Here is a 13,132-nt window from a genome sequence, read left to right on the forward strand (position 1 = left end):
AGTGTATAATTGCCCACTCCAAGTGTTATTGCTGTTCCCCCATAGTTTATATCGGCATAGAATGTCACTCCGTTTGTTGCTGGCGGTGGTGTTGTCCCTCCGCCGCCTTTCTCCCATAGAGCGGGAACATTGGGTGGTTCCCAGCCTGTGAGGGAAGTATGTGCCTGAATACAGGTATAAGTACTCCCGCTGTAGGTTACCGTATCACCTGTCGCATATGCGGTATTCGGAGTCCAGGCTCCTCTGGCGGCTGCGCTCGCCGGTATGACGGCGCAAAATGCGGATATGATTACCGCTAAAACTACCATAAGTGACAGAGCCTTAAAAGAAAACCTTTTGTTAGTCATTTTCAGACCTCCTCGTATTTTATTTTTCCATGGCTCATTCATGAGACAAGCCACAGGTTTTAACCGTACTACTTCAATGCATCATTATGCAGATAGCTGAAGCTATGGCAAAATTGTTCATGCCTGCTGCCATAGAGCAGGGACATTGGATGGTTCCCAGCCTGCGAGGGAGGTATGTGCCTGCAGGCACCTATAGTTGCTTCCGTTGTAAGACACTATGGTTCCCACGCTGTATGCAGTATTCGGAGCCCAGGCTGGATAACCGCTGCTGCCGATGGTGTAAGTGGCGGTTGCAACGGCTGAGTTATTCATGCCTGCTGCCATAGCAATTGCCTTTATTGTCTTAGTACCCGTAACAGATATTGGACCTGTATATTGTGCGGAGGATGAAGTCGGTGTGGAACCATCGGTAGTATACCTGATGGCAGCACCTGCTGTAGCACATGAGATGGTTACGTTCTGTGCTGATGAATATGTTCCCCCTGCAGGGCTGAAGGCAGGTGTTGCAACAGCCTGGTTATTCTGAATGGTATAGGCGGCTGTTACGGTTTCAGATGGGTTCATCCCTGTTTTAAAAGCTTTTAACTTGATAGTTGCAGTCTGGGTTATTGTGAGAGCTCCGCTCCATATGGCTGAATTCTCTGTAGGCTCGGTTCCATCGGTTGTATATCTGATGGCTGCTCCTTCGGTAGCACAGGAAGCAGTAATATTCTGCGCCGTGGCATAGGTTCCTCCTGCCGGTGAAAAGGCAGGTGCGGCCACTGTTTGAACAGTACCGCCATTTGTAACATTTACTGTTATGGTATTGGTTGAGGTTGTACCGAACCTGTTTTTAAGATCAATTCTGTATGTATAGGTACCGTTTGCTCTCCCCGATACGCTGTAAACTGCTGTCTGAGCATTGGGTGAATTTCCTTGAAGTGCTCCGGAGAGTACAATTTTATCGTTTTCATATACCGTCCATGAAGTTGCATTATTACCCCACCATATATTCATGGTAATATCGTATACTCCATCACCATCCCAGTTGTTGTGGCTTATTGAGCCTGTTGCCGGAGCACCTGCAGGATTACCCAGGTCGACTCCTTCATTCCCTCCGTTAATAGTAAAGGCAGCAGTTGCAACAGCCGAGTCACTCATACCCGCCTTAAAGGCTTTTGCCTTAATGACAGTACTGCTTGAGATATTAATCTGACCGGTATACATTGTAGATGTTGAACTGGGCTCGCTGCCGTCGGTGGTATACCTGATGGTGGCACCGCTTGTTGCGCAGGAGATAGTTACGTTCTGTGCAGCAGAAAAACTGCCTCCGTTAGGACTGAATACAGGAGCAGCTACCGTTTGAGCTGACTGAATATTATATGTGGCAGAAGCCGCAGCCGAATCATTCATGCCGGATTTAAAGGCCCTGGCTTTTATGGTGGTAGTACCGGCTACATTGATAGCACCTGCGTATTGTGCCGATGCGGCAGTAGGCTCGCTTCCATCGGTAGTATACCTTATGACGGCACCGGCTGTTGCACATGAAATGGTTACGTTTTGTGCAGATGTATACGTTCCCCCTGCAGGACTGAAGACCGGCGCTGCCACCTGTGTGGTGCTGTTTATGCCAAGCTTGCCGGATATTGTATTGGTTAATGAGAAATTGGAAGTATCACAGGAAATTTCCCAGCCGATAATTCCGCCAAAACCGTTATTGATGACATAATCACATCTTGCGGCTGCAGAGGTTTCATCTTCATATGTATACATAACACCCAGAGAGCTGTTATAAAGCCAGGGAACCTGAGATACTGAATCTCTGTATTTTGTATAGCCTGGAGTATTTTCCAGCACCTTCATCTGGGCATAGGAATTCTGGCCTCCGGGGCTGCCGGGATCATCAAGGTTACCCACTGGGGCACCGCTGGCTGTGGCAAACAGGCCGTTTGTACCCGTACCGGCAACTACATTTTTCCAGCCGCGGGAATAGAAAGGTGAACCTACATTAAGTTTGGATGCAGGAATATTATATGTATCCCTGTAGTGTTTCATGATGTAATCGGTATTGTATTTATTCTTGATATCAACCGGTGAAGTTCCGGATGGATCATTTGGATTCTTGTAAATTGCCGACTGGTGGTTTGTAATGGTATCCCATGCTCCATGAATGTCATAGGTCATTATATTTAACCAGTCCAAATATTGAGAATATACATTGGGTTCCGTCAAATCAACTTTTTCATAACCGCCTGGTGCGGCTATGGTAAGAAGCTTACCGGACATACCGTTATTATTGTATGACTGGCGGATTTCCCTCAGCAATGCTGTGAAATTCTGCTTGTCCTCAGGTCCTCCGGGACATCCTCTGTCATACTGATCATTAGGGTCTTTAGCCCTGTTGACTCCCGGATATTCCCAATCAAGATCCACACCATCAATAAAGGGATATTTTTTCAGAAAATCTATGACACTTTGAATGAATATTGCTCTGCTTGATGGTGTCAGAGCCATTGCGTGAAAGTTTTCACCCCTTGTCCATCCACCGACCGAGATAACAACCTTTACATTCGGATACTGTGTCTTGTAATATTTGTACTCTCCGAAGTGTCCCCTTATCATGCCGGGATCCCAGCCCTCGGAGTGTGCAAAGGTAGCCTGGAAGTCCGCATATTCATCGGTCGAAACAAGTTTATAACCTGTATCGATAGTAAAGAATGCATGATTGATGCAGGTTACTTTGTTCCATGGAATCATACCGACATTCATTGACATATGTGCAGCATTATACATGCCCCAGTTAGGGAAGTATACTACAAAGTTTTTACCGCTGGCCGCCGAGGACATGGAAGCTCCCATAGGAAGCAGAGTAAATAACATAGCCAGCACAAGAACCAGGGGCAGTAGTCTTCTTAAGTCTTTCTTCATACTTTCTACTCCTCTCTACTCTTTGTTTTATATTCACTCAGCTCAAAAAATGGCCCTGACAGGAATCTAAGGATATACTGCAAACACAAATTCAATACCCTGATTTAAATGAAATGACTCACCTCCCCGATAGAATTTTAAATTTGTGGATCAGGCCTCTTAAGCTGAATAAACACACTTTGACTCAAAGTTAATCACAGATGCAATATGCAAAACCATAATTAACTGCAGTACCTGATTCGCTTTTGAGTAAATTAGGTTGGGTACCGTATTGTTACAGATAATTATATTAATTGCAGCAAATGATAATAGAACAATTGGGATAAGCTCAATTACATGTTCCCTCTGAAATAAAAGATTGGATTCGATATGAAAAATTTCCAAGGATCAATATAATTATTTCCAATATTATATCTTATTTCCATTATATTTTAATTTTTCCATAAGACTAGTAGACAATCTTGGCATTTGTTGGCAAATTTTGGTGACATAAAAAAGCCATATCAGCCTGTTATCTTTATCTGCCTTACGGTATGACTGTGGTCTATCTATTCTTGCTGAACGGTTTTATGAAAACACCCTTTAAATACTTGTCAAAAGTACTTGCCTGAGATTTCTTTATTGACAAAATTTTCTTCCCGTAGAACGTTAATAGTAATAAGTCCTATTAAATAATAAATATCATTAACAAACTCATATAAGAGGTCGGTGAGCTGGAGCTGAACCGCAATCCGGAAAACTATTTCGCGGAGGTCGAGCAGTCGGCCTTTACCCCCGCTCATGTGGTTCCCGGCATCGGCTTTAGCCCCGATCGTTTCCTGCAGGGAAGATTATTTTCCTACGGCGACGCACAGCGTTACCGTTTGGGTGTAAACTACAACCATGTCCCGGTTAACCGTGCCAAGGTGGAGGTCAATGAGTATCACCGTGATGGTGCTATGCGTGCAGACGGCAACTACGGCGGCGATCTGTGGCGGGTACTGACCGAAGACAAGAAGCAGATACTTATCGAAAACACCGCCGGAGATATGGCTTCCGTTACCGAGAACATCAAGTACCGCCATGCGGTCCACTGCTATTTGGCTGATCCCGAGTACGGCGAACGTTTTACCGAGGCTGCCGGTCTGTGTATGGATAAGGTCAAGGAGCTCTCCAAACTGGATAATAACGGTTTGATTCAGGCAACGCTTTCGAGCACAATGCAGTCAAATCACGACTGAGCAGGAGTGTTCCCTTATGAAGCAGCAGCGAAATACCAAACAGCGCCAGCTGGTTTTGGATGCGGTTAGAGAGCGCTGCGACCATCCCAGTGCGAATCAGATTTATCTGGATGTTCGAGCCATCAACGATAAGATCAGCCGCGGTACTGTATACCGGAATCTGAACTTTCTGGCTCAAAACGGAGAACTCCTCCACGTAAAGGTATCCAACACAGATCGCTTTGACTGCCGCCTGGATTTTCACTACCACTTGCTGTGTACCGAATGCGGTGCGGTGTGTGATGTGCCGTTATCCTATCATGCGGAATTGGATCAGCAATTTGGCCTCAAAAACAGGTTATGTCATTGAGAGGCATCGCACGGTTTTTGAGGGACGTTGTCCGGGTTGTCAGCATAAATCTCAGCACAGCTAAAACACAGACAAACCAAAGCAATAAAATAGCGTTGTAAGGAAAATTCCTTACAACGCTATTTTCAGCTAGTGTCTAAACCCTGGATGATAAAAATTTATTAATTTTAATGTCCATTGTGGGATCATATGACCAAATTTTCCCTTGTTCCTTTGATTTGAAATAAATCAATGTGTCCGGTCGAATAAACATGGGAAGAACCCATTGGCCTGAAGCATAATATGGCGTCAAGGCTGTGAGACTTGGGGCATTGAGATCATCGACAAGCGTTGCCGGGACAGGTAATTCGTTAGCTGACCATGTAACACCGCCATCAACTGTCTGGCAGATTTCTGCCTTTTTAACATTTACACCGCTCTGCACTATAAACCCATTTTTGTCGTCCATAAAGTACATGCCGGTAACTGGAAAACCATGTATAAAAGCAATGTTGGAGTCAAGTGCATACCATGTTTTGCCGCCGTCCGTTGATTTGAAGAGTGCCAATGTATATTGTGTCCCCATCGTGGTTCCGGAGCCAATGATCAGAAAGCCCGTGTCCTTTGACGGAAAGTTTGCATAAATGCTTAACAGATTATCAACTTCATTCTTGCCTAAAAAGTCGGCATCGGCTACAGAGTGATCAGGAATCTGCCCGGTATGGATCGTATCTGAATCCTGCCAGGTCTTTCCGTCATCATCGCTGTATGTGATCACAATACTGTCGTCATCAGGTGTTCGGACTACGGCTATTTTATTGGCGGATACGAAAATGCTGCTCGGCATGAAATCCACATGGGGGTTAAAGATGGTAGAAGCATACCTTGGCGGAAAATCGGACTTATCAGTTCCGATGTTAAAAGAAAGTTTCCCCTCAACATAAGTATAGGTGGAGTTTTGCATCTTTTTGAGTATAGCAGGTTCAATTTTCATAAAGGCGGCAGCAGCCTCATCCTGCTCTGCATCCGCACTTGCCGCTGCGTTTGAGATGGCACCTGAAGCGCCGCCGTTTGACACATTACCCGTATTAAATCCGCAGCCCGACAGTAACCCTGTCCCTAGAAGTGCGGTAATAGCCAATATAATAAGACTTCTGCCGTTCCACTTTTTGCTCATGGAATAAATCCTCCTGCCAAAATATAATATCAAAGAAACTTCTTCAGCCAACAAATGGTTTCCTGCTTAATCTTCAAAATTATTTTAAATTAACAATCTATCATCTTCCAAACTGGTTTTCTCCTGTTGTTTGATGATTATATCATACCATTCTTACAAGTAGAAATCCAGCTAAAATCCAGCATTTTCAAGGCTTTTCTCCGATCCCGCCTTTTACAGCAAAACAGGAAAAACTCTTTTCATGTTCCATTACATATATTTACATTACATGAAAAATATTCATATTTTTTGTTGCAAAAAGCATGTAAGGTTGTCTTTTTTTATTGAAAGGATAATTACCACAAAAGCAAAATACATGGGCAAGCAAATAATCCGGATAAGTTGATAAAAGAACATGGACAAGGGCTAACTCAGCAGACCGTCCCATACTCTTACAGCCTCGCCGTTCAAGATATGACCCTTCTGCGCCCTCTATAAGGTATATATTTACATAATTACCTTAATTTACTATATAACTGTCTTTCGTTTATAAAATTTGGATTTACAAAATTGAAAATTTGTTAAGGCAAAGGATAAACTTGCATCCATTATATTTCGATAATCAAAAAATTGTAGCAGGTATTACGGTCGAACTGTCGTAATGTCCTGCTTTTTAATTTTTATGGAGGTGACAATGATGCCGAAAAATTAAATTTTTCTTGCTCATATGTTTACAAATCCAAGCATCCCATCTCCTTACCACTTGAAAGGTGGGATGCATTATGACTATCGATATTATCCAAAAATCACAAGGAGGGGACGGCGATGCCACTTTAATGCTTGTGGAAAAGTTCAATCCATTGCTTAAGAAATACGCTTATAAGCTTTCTTATGATGATGCCTATAATGATCTCCTTATTGATTTTATCGAGCTGCTGCATAATATGCAGATCAAAAATATCCATAACAAAAGTGAAGGAAGCATGGTTTCCTACATATGCACTTCAGTTCACAGCAGTTATATAAAAAGATTGATAGAAGTCAAACGACTTGGGAAACTTCTGCTTTATTCAGACTTAAATGAAAATGAATTATATTATGTTGAATCCATATCCTCAACTAATGATGTATACAATTATGAATTATCGTTCATCCAAAAAATATTAACAAAACAAGAACTGGCAGTTATAAGTATGATTTATTTCACCGGTTACACAGTAACAGAAATCGCAAATTTCTATGGTACTTCAAGACAAGCTGTTAATCAGATGAAAAATAGAGCATTGAAAAAACTGCGTAATGCTTTTTCGGACAAGCTTTAGGAGGACAAGATTATGGACTCAGTGTTGGATAAGGCTAAAATAATCTTTGCGCTCTCGGGGGGAGTTTTCGGATGGCTCTTTGGCGCTTTTGACTCTCTTATATATGCTCTCATTGCTTTTGTCGCAATCGATTATATTACCGGTGTATTGGTTGCGATTCATAACAGGACAGTATCGAGTGAGACAGGCTTTAAAGGTATCAGCAAAAAGGTTATGATATTTGCTCTGGTCGCCCTGGGCAATATTATTGATCAGAATATTATCAACTCCGGAAGTTCTATCAGAACAATGATAATAATGTTTTATCTGTCCAACGAAGGTATCAGCATAATTGAGAATGCAGGCAAAATAGGTCTGCCGTTACCTCAAAAGCTTAAAGCTATCCTACGGCAGCTAAACAAAAGCGATAACAGTAAATAGTTAACAATCATTAACAAAAGTTTGCAGGTATAGTTTACATTTTGCATAAATCTTTCTCTCTATCTTACAGAAGATGCTTCTGAGACGGCGCGCGACATTTTGGAGGTGCTTCAATAAATTTATGAAAGTAGGTAATAATTATGGCAGCAACTCCAGCTTGGCCTGTTTTACAGACAGGAAGTTCAGGAAAAAACGTGAGCGCTTTACAGTGCTTGCTGACTTTCCAAGGGTATTCTCTCACAATAGACGGAAGTTTTGGTTCAGGCACTCAGACCGCTGTAATCAACTTCCAAAGAAGTAAAAGCCTTTCGCCCGACGGCGTAGCAGGGCCGAACACTCTGTCGGCACTGATTGTCACGGTGCGGAATGGTACTAACAACTACGCAGCCAGAGCAGCGCAGTATCTGTTAAGTAAGTTCGAAAGCATTACTGTGGACGGAGCTTTCGGCAGCAGCTCCACCTCCGTCACGGTAACTTTTCAGCAGAAGATGGGGATTTCGTCCGATGGTGTTGTCGGTCCGACCACCTGGCAGTATCTTTTCGGCTACGACGCTTATCCCGTTACACCGCCTTCCGGCACCGTATACGCTTCAGTTTGTGCTGGCAGTTCAACACTTAGTACGGCGCAAAGGGCTGCAAACGCCGGATACGTTTATAACTATCTAAGAGGCCAAGGGTTCACAAAACAAGCCGCTTGCGGTGTGCTTGGAAATATGCAGCAGGAAAGCGGCATTAACCCTGGAATCTGGCAGGTATTAAACAATACGGGTTCAGGTTATGGTTTAGTCCAATGGACACCGGCCACAGTCTTTCTTAATCGGGCGGTTGATACAGGTGTGATAAGCGCTGCAAATGCCACAACAATCAACGCTCTGACAAACAGCGATCCCAAGAAACTCATGGATGCGGAGTTGGCGTGCCTGATTTGGTGCTGTACGACCAGAGGCGACTTTTTTGCACCAACAGCAGGTGGAAGTATGGATCATACCGGTTATAGAATGACTTTCACCCAGTTCAAAGCATCAACTCTTGACGCAGGAACTTTAGCTAAAGTTTTTCACGATCATTATGAAAGATCAGCCGATGGTACAAGCGGCCTAAATACCAGAGCCACGTATGCGACTAATTGGTATAACTCGCTCTAAGCCAATACTGTTTATAGGCAAAAGCAAATTCCGGTGCTAACACCGGAATTTGCTTTTGCCGTTTTAGCTTCGGTTTGATTCGGGACAAACTCATGTAGTTTACTTAAAATTAGCAAGCATTGTTTTTATATTGTCATCTGTAAAGTCATACCATGTGACCCCTGTCTTCTCACTTTGCTTATTGATAGCCGACAGGAAATCATTTTCAGCGGCACTTTCGTGATCGACAAAATATGAAATGCTCTGATTATTGTTGGAATCATAACCGGATTCACAATAGCTTATCTTCTCGACCGAGTAACCCTTTTCCGTGAATTTCACCGTGCCGAATCCATAATCCGCCGCACCGCTGGAAAAAGAAAATGTTCCATCAGCTTTTAAATCCATAAAAGCTCTATACGGCAAAGTGTAGCCATAGACCACTCCATCCTGATAACGTAAAACCTCGAACCCATAATAATCGTTGTTATTCACGACCAGCCAAAGAATAACTTCCGGTGTACCGTCGTTTTCCAGATCAACCATTGCAAGCTTTGCCGCTTTTGCAGTAACGCCGCTGTCATCGCTAACAGCCTGGTTTAATTGGCTGATATTCAAATTTTTGTTGGCATCGGTACTGAAGAACTCTGCCTTGTTTTGCAACACCGACTGATACGCGCTCAACGGTGATTTACCCGGCAGCGTGACTTCAGCTGACGTTTCACTGCTGTCTGCCGGGGCAGCGCCTGTGGTTGCCGCCGCTGATGTACCTGACTGCGCAGGCAGCGAAATTCCGGCAGATGAAGAAGCAGCTTCGTCGGAAGACGCTGCAGAACCGGCAAATGCGCCCGAAGCACCGCCGTTTTGTGAACAGGCGCTAAAAACCAGAAGAAGCGCAGACGATAACAGGATAGCTGCTGCTCTCCTAAAAAAGTGTACATGTTTCATTTACAATCACTCCTATATTTAAAGTCTGAATAAAAGCAATAATAATATCTTTCACTATACTTTAGACAACTAGGCATATCATTTGGTTCCATTTTTCTTACCTTCTAACCGGTTTATACAGTTGCTTTCCAAAATATTAACCCTGCAAGGATATTTGAATATGTAAAAGAACTACCATACTTTCATGTAAATAAAGACAACAATGCAGATAAAATGCAACAACAAAAGTAAAAATATTTTTATATTTTTTATTTTTGCCTTTCCTTTCCCATAAAATACGGTGCAGGAGCAATGTAGGTTATTGATATTTCAATTTATACAGTATCAATAATTTGTATAATTTTGTATAATTAGGGTTATGGATCCATGTAAACCATTATAAAAATAACAGGAGGGATAATTAGACAATAAAGCAAGGACAAACTTCGATTTAAATAATTTATTTAGAGAAAAATCGGATAAATTGATGCAATTTTCTGCTGTGAAAAGACTGGGGGTATAAACCAAATGATAGGATTATTAGCTGCAATCACGAAACTTGAAGAAAGTGACAGGGCCTTAGTGCTCGATCTTTATAAGAATTATTATAGTCTTGCCCGAAAAATTATTTTTAGCATAACACATGATAATAAAGATATTGAAGATTTAATAAATGATGCGTTTATCAAACTTATCGAAAAAATTTCTTTAATACGCACATTTGATAGTTGCAAAACTACCACCTATGTTGTCTATACTGTTAGGAGTATTTCAATCAACTATATAAAGCATAAAAAGGTTGAGAAAAAACACATATTTTACAGTGACGACATGGATATTGCAGGTGATCTGTCCAATCTTGAAAACGATTCAGGTTATGAACTTGTTCGTCAGGAAGAATTGGATTTGTTAAGTGATGCTGTTTCAAAACTTCCTCAAAGGAAAAAAGATTTATTATATTTTAAATATGTACTCGAAATGAAAGATGAGGAAATAGCAAAAATATTTGAAATTGCTCCTAACAGCATCCGGCAGTATTTGACGCGTGCCCGGAGGGACGCTAAAAAGCTTATTCAAAGGGAGGCGAGCTATAATGCCAAATAACAATCCGGAAGAGATTAATAAACTTAATGAAGTATATGAAAACGGTTTATTCTCTCTGGCAATGAATAACCTGGCCAGAGAAGACGGAAGAATATTCCTTGAGGAAAATACACAGCTTAAAACCGATCCCCAAAACCTTCCGTCACCAGAAAGTATAAAGAGATTTACCAGGTTACTGGATGAGCACTTACGGCATTTGAAAAAATCTCAAAAAGACTCTCATATTTTAAGAATATTCAAGAGAACTGCTATTGCTTTAATGGCTGTAATAATATCCATCTCTGCTATGATTGTCAGTGTTCAGGCATTCCGGGTTCAAGTCCTGAATTTTCTGATAAGCATAGAGCCCAAGTATACATCACTTCAATTGAATGATAATAACAAAACTCAAGGTGCCGAGCAGTTAATTGTAAATTGGACAAATGCTTATGTTCCCACATATATGCCTGATGGCTATGAGGTCGGCAGCATAACTTATACTGACTCTATTAAAAAACTGGTATTTGAAAATTTAGATAAAACTTCACTTATTACATATACCGAATACGATTCGACAAACACTATTGCAGTAGACACAGAAGGAGCTTCACTTATAGAAAAAGTAAATATAAACGGACACGACGGAACGCTCTCAATCAAGGATTCTGTGACTTCCATAGCGTGGACAATAGATAATCATCTTTTTAGTATCCAAGGTCAGATAAATAAAGCTGAAGCAATCAAAATAGCTGAAGGCGTAGAATTTGTAAAATAAAATTTAAAATACTGTTGCAAAATACCTTCCTGGTTGTCTTTGTATTATAGAGAACAACTTAAGGAGGTATTTACTGTTATGAAAAAAATTGTTATCACTTGTTTAACGGTATTCATGGTGTTCCTATTAGCAGTCCCGGCATTCGCAGCAGCTGAAAGCAGCCTGGCAGCCAAAGCCGTAATGTCACCCCAATTCCAGCATATATGGCAAATGAGCGCCGGGCTTGGTATTGATGCATCCGGGAAAGCACATTGTACAGGGTCTGCTGATGTTGCAAGCACTACATATAAAGCGAATCTGACTGTCACATTACAAAGAAATACCAACGGTTCCTGGCCAACGGTCAAAATATGGACAGGCAGTGCCGTAGGCCCAGGTTTGGTTGTTCAGGGTGATTATTACGTCACAGGAGGTACATATAGAGTATGCTCAACTGTTCAGGTTTATAGTTCCGCAGGTACTCTATTGGAAACAGAATCTCTTTATTCTGCTGAAAAAACCTATTAAGGAAATATTTTTTTGAATCAAAGTTTTATAAATACAGGTTTACAAATCCTTTAATACCCTTTCTTTATTATATGAAGTGAGCGAATATTGACAGATGATACGGTTTAAAAGCTTGGACAACTATTAATCCGTTACGTCCAAATTATCTCTATCAATTAAAGACAGCTCAAAATCTATTATAAAGAAAGGTGATATTTTATGGGTTTCAAAGAATTAGTCAGTACTTATCAGAGCTTTTATACCAATTTTTCTGTAACCGGATCAACTATCCCGGCGGGAGCAACAATGCCGGAAACAATCAAACTGAAATTACCCTACTTTCAATCCCATGATGGAATTTATGGGGGCAAAAGCTCATATGCGGATATTCAAAACGCTATCAGAAATAAATATTTCAATACCCAAACCGGACATTGGAATAAATCAGCAGCCACCATACAATCCGAGATAAACTCCGCGCCCGATAGTGAAAAGAAAACTTATGGAATGGATTGTTCAGGCCTGGTCTATTTTGTGCTGAATGAATCCACAAAACCAAATACCACTGATGATATGACAAAAGGCGCACTTTATTCTCAATTTAAGGTATCCTATGCAAACGGAGTATCCGCCAGCAATCTTACAAGTACAAGCAACGGAGTACAAAAAACAAGGGCCCAGGATATGGTGGTTGGTTGTACAATGAGGTCTGATAACGGCGGACATGTGCTTGTCATTTATCAAGTTGACAAAAATTCCAGTGGAATTGTGACTAAAATCTATTACGCCCATTCTAATGGTTCCGATGGCCCGCATACTGGAACCATAACGATAGGAGATAGTACAAAAGATCTAAAAGATGCCAAACAGACCTGGAACGATATAGCATATACAGACTCAGCTGCAAAAAATTATTATAACTATACCATCTTGCTGAACAATCTGATTCCTTACGTTTCCTAGTACTGATTTCCATAGCTTGTTTATAAAAAACCAAGGGGGAGTCCTACCCTGGACTTCCCCTTAACAAATTGGTT

The 13,132-nt window shown here is 41.5% G+C and carries 13 protein-coding genes; 9 read left to right on the forward strand and 4 right to left on the reverse strand.

Going from position 1 to position 13,132, the window contains the following annotated elements; genetic code table 11:
* Together T344_RS29450 and T344_RS31440 are read right to left on the reverse strand one after the other, a co-directional pair.
* Nucleotides 1–347, reverse strand: a 347-nt coding sequence (locus tag T344_RS29450; protein WP_034863384.1) for a carbohydrate-binding protein, incomplete at its 3' end; no start/stop codon positions are given.
* A 117-nt stretch (nt 348–464) separates the two neighbouring features.
* Nucleotides 465–3,254, reverse strand: a complete 2,790-nt coding sequence (locus T344_RS31440; protein ID WP_084331362.1) for a chitobiase/beta-hexosaminidase C-terminal domain-containing protein — start codon at nt 3,252–3,254, stop codon at nt 465–467.
* A 713-nt stretch (nt 3,255–3,967) separates the two neighbouring features.
* Here T344_RS31440 and T344_RS0126855 point away from each other — a divergent pair.
* Both T344_RS0126855 and T344_RS29465 read left to right on the forward strand, forming a co-directional pair.
* The gene (locus tag T344_RS0126855) at nt 3,968–4,474 is read left to right on the forward strand and encodes a catalase (RefSeq protein WP_340140774.1); all 507 of its coding nucleotides are present in this window, start codon (nt 3,968–3,970) and stop codon (nt 4,472–4,474) included.
* A gap of 16 nt (nt 4,475–4,490) precedes the next feature.
* On the forward strand, nt 4,491–4,823 hold the full coding sequence (locus tag T344_RS29465) for a Fur family transcriptional regulator (protein ID WP_242842152.1): 333 nt from the start codon (nt 4,491–4,493) through the stop codon (nt 4,821–4,823).
* Nucleotides 4,824–4,959: 136 nt separating this feature from the next.
* Here T344_RS29465 and T344_RS0126865 read toward each other — a convergent pair whose 3' ends face one another.
* The gene (locus tag T344_RS0126865; RefSeq protein ID WP_027631270.1) at nt 4,960–5,979 is read right to left on the reverse strand and encodes a WD40/YVTN/BNR-like repeat-containing protein; all 1,020 of its coding nucleotides are present in this window, start codon (nt 5,977–5,979) and stop codon (nt 4,960–4,962) included.
* Nucleotides 5,980–6,740: 761 nt separating this feature from the next.
* Between T344_RS0126865 and T344_RS0126875 the strand changes: the two genes are divergently transcribed.
* The 3 genes from T344_RS0126875 to T344_RS30140 all read left to right on the forward strand — a co-directional run bounded on the left by T344_RS0126875 (nt 6,741) and on the right by T344_RS30140 (nt 8,845).
* Nucleotides 6,741–7,280 carry an RNA polymerase sigma factor gene (locus T344_RS0126875; RefSeq protein WP_027631271.1) on the forward strand — a complete coding sequence of 180 codons (540 nt, stop codon included), beginning with the start codon at nt 6,741–6,743 and terminating at the stop codon, nt 7,278–7,280.
* A 12-nt stretch (nt 7,281–7,292) separates the two neighbouring features.
* The gene (locus tag T344_RS0126880; protein ID WP_027631272.1) at nt 7,293–7,700 is read left to right on the forward strand and encodes a phage holin family protein; all 408 of its coding nucleotides are present in this window, start codon (nt 7,293–7,295) and stop codon (nt 7,698–7,700) included.
* A gap of 140 nt (nt 7,701–7,840) precedes the next feature.
* Nucleotides 7,841–8,845, forward strand: a complete 1,005-nt coding sequence (locus tag T344_RS30140) for a phage tail tip lysozyme (RefSeq protein WP_051572327.1) — start codon at nt 7,841–7,843, stop codon at nt 8,843–8,845.
* A 99-nt stretch (nt 8,846–8,944) separates the two neighbouring features.
* Here T344_RS30140 and T344_RS29475 read toward each other — a convergent pair whose 3' ends face one another.
* The gene (locus T344_RS29475; RefSeq protein ID WP_051572329.1) at nt 8,945–9,772 is read right to left on the reverse strand and encodes a hypothetical protein; all 828 of its coding nucleotides are present in this window, start codon (nt 9,770–9,772) and stop codon (nt 8,945–8,947) included.
* A 507-nt stretch (nt 9,773–10,279) separates the two neighbouring features.
* Between T344_RS29475 and T344_RS0126895 the strand changes: the two genes are divergently transcribed.
* The 4 genes from T344_RS0126895 (at nt 10,280) to T344_RS0126910 (ending at nt 13,058) form a co-directional block, all read left to right on the forward strand.
* Nucleotides 10,280–10,855, forward strand: coding sequence for an RNA polymerase sigma factor (locus T344_RS0126895; protein WP_027631273.1), 576 nt, complete (start codon nt 10,280–10,282; stop codon nt 10,853–10,855).
* The gene (locus tag T344_RS0126900) at nt 10,845–11,609 is read left to right on the forward strand and encodes a DUF4367 domain-containing protein (RefSeq protein ID WP_027631274.1); all 765 of its coding nucleotides are present in this window, start codon (nt 10,845–10,847) and stop codon (nt 11,607–11,609) included. The genes T344_RS0126895 and T344_RS0126900 overlap by 11 nt, the downstream gene beginning before the upstream one ends.
* Before the next feature lie 78 nt (nt 11,610–11,687).
* Nucleotides 11,688–12,116: a hypothetical protein gene (locus T344_RS0126905; protein ID WP_027631275.1), complete on the forward strand. Its 429-nt coding sequence runs from the start codon at nt 11,688–11,690 to the stop codon at nt 12,114–12,116.
* A 198-nt stretch (nt 12,117–12,314) separates the two neighbouring features.
* Complete coding sequence (locus T344_RS0126910) at nt 12,315–13,058, forward strand: hypothetical protein (RefSeq protein WP_027631276.1); 744 nt, start codon at nt 12,315–12,317, stop codon at nt 13,056–13,058.
* Nucleotides 13,059–13,132 lie beyond the last annotated feature (74 nt).

Origin of the sequence: Ruminiclostridium cellobioparum DSM 1351 = ATCC 15832, from assembly GCF_000621505.1 — a bacterium.
Lineage (GTDB): Bacteria > Bacillota > Clostridia > Acetivibrionales > DSM-1351 > Ruminiclostridium > Ruminiclostridium cellobioparum.

Bases quoted from the DNA above. Each gene is read 5' to 3' on its own strand.
- T344_RS29465 (WP_242842152.1), top strand. From the start codon at position 4,491: ATGAAGCAGCAGCGAAATACCAAACAGCGCCAGCTGGTTTTGGATGCG.
- T344_RS0126895 (WP_027631273.1), top strand. From the start codon at position 10,280: ATGATAGGATTATTAGCTGCAATCACGAAACTTGAAGAAAGTGACAGG.
- T344_RS0126865 (WP_027631270.1), bottom strand. From the start codon at position 5,979: ATGAGCAAAAAGTGGAACGGCAGAAGTCTTATTATATTGGCTATTACC.
- T344_RS29475 (WP_051572329.1), bottom strand. From the start codon at position 9,772: ATGAAACATGTACACTTTTTTAGGAGAGCAGCAGCTATCCTGTTATCG.
- T344_RS0126900 (WP_027631274.1), top strand. From the start codon at position 10,845: ATGCCAAATAACAATCCGGAAGAGATTAATAAACTTAATGAAGTATAT.
- T344_RS30140 (WP_051572327.1), top strand. From the start codon at position 7,841: ATGGCAGCAACTCCAGCTTGGCCTGTTTTACAGACAGGAAGTTCAGGA.
- T344_RS0126910 (WP_027631276.1), top strand. From the start codon at position 12,315: ATGGGTTTCAAAGAATTAGTCAGTACTTATCAGAGCTTTTATACCAAT.
- T344_RS31440 (WP_084331362.1), bottom strand. From the start codon at position 3,254: ATGAAGAAAGACTTAAGAAGACTACTGCCCCTGGTTCTTGTGCTGGCT.
- T344_RS0126905 (WP_027631275.1), top strand. From the start codon at position 11,688: ATGAAAAAAATTGTTATCACTTGTTTAACGGTATTCATGGTGTTCCTA.
- T344_RS0126875 (WP_027631271.1), top strand. From the start codon at position 6,741: ATGACTATCGATATTATCCAAAAATCACAAGGAGGGGACGGCGATGCC.
- T344_RS0126880 (WP_027631272.1), top strand. From the start codon at position 7,293: ATGGACTCAGTGTTGGATAAGGCTAAAATAATCTTTGCGCTCTCGGGG.